Below are 1,022 nucleotides of genomic sequence, written 5' to 3' on the forward strand. Positions count from 1 at the left end.
TTACAGCACTTCCGGATGTTATGAGGTACAGTAGCAGCAATTAGTAAACCAGTTTTTGAGATGTTTCGGATTAATTAAGTCAAGAGCCACAGCAATTATGTTGTCAACCATTTTAGTGGTGGTTGGTGAAAACTGTCGCAATAAAGATTTGAGTTGCGACCACCATAATTCAATTGGATTAAAATCCGGAGAGTATGGGGACAAACACAAGATAGAAGCACCCACCGCTTCAATCATAGGCTTAATTGAATCTACTTTATGCGCTGGTAAGTTATCCATAACTACTACTGCTCCCGACCACAATTGTGGCACTAAACATTTCTCGATAAACACCTCAAATGCTTGGCTATCCATCGAGTTGTCTATGGTCATTAATGCCACTACTCGCTTGAAACTAATTGCACCAATTACTGTGACTTTTTTGCCTCGATAAAAAGGTTTGACCGCATAGGCTCTAGTTCCTAGTTGGGAACGTGCATGAGTTCGGCTTAAACCTAGCAATACTCCAGTCTCATCTAAAAATACTAAATTTTTTTGCTGGATATCCTTGACTTTTTCCCAATACTCTAACCTTAACTTCATGACTCTTTCTGTGCCTGCTTGGCTACTCCTAACTGTTTTTTTTTTACGATTTAATCCCAACTTCTGTAAGGCGCTACACATGGCTGTTCTGCCTACCCAATTTCCTGTCTTTTGGGCGAATAACTCACACAATTCTACCAAAGTTGCATCGGGATGTGCTGCCACTATTTCTCTTAATTCTTTTGACGCATTATTCAAATGACTGAATCTGGGTTTACCCCGGGGTAAGGGCTGTAAATTTCCCTCGATTTTTTGTTGCTTGACAAGTTTTTGAACTAAGCTTTTACTGCAGGCAAATATTTCTGCTGTTTTTCTGATAGACAGCTTCTGTTCTAAATGGGCTGCTACTATTTTGGCTCGCAAATCTACTGAGTATGCTTTCATTGGTATATTATTTTTAGTCGATTCTATTGTACCTCATAACATCCGGAAGTGCTGTA

Annotated in this window: 1 protein-coding gene; it reads right to left on the reverse strand. The window is 39.5% G+C overall.

Going from position 1 to position 1,022, the window contains the following annotated elements:
• Positions 1-18: 18 nt before the first annotated feature.
• A complete protein-coding gene (locus tag QUA04_RS29835) occupies positions 19-966 on the reverse strand; it encodes an IS630 family transposase (RefSeq protein ID WP_333264468.1) in 948 nt (315 codons plus the stop codon).
• Positions 967-1,022: the final 56 nt, after the last annotated feature.

The sequence above is a fragment of the Microcoleus sp. S13_C5 genome, from assembly GCF_036700845.1.
Classification (GTDB): domain Bacteria; phylum Cyanobacteriota; class Cyanobacteriia; order Cyanobacteriales; family Microcoleaceae; genus Microcoleus.

Excerpts from the sequence above, each read along its gene's own strand:
- QUA04_RS29835 (WP_333264468.1), bottom strand. The coding sequence starts at position 966 with ATGAAAGCATACTCAGTAGATTTGCGAGCCAAAATAGTAGCAGCCCAT.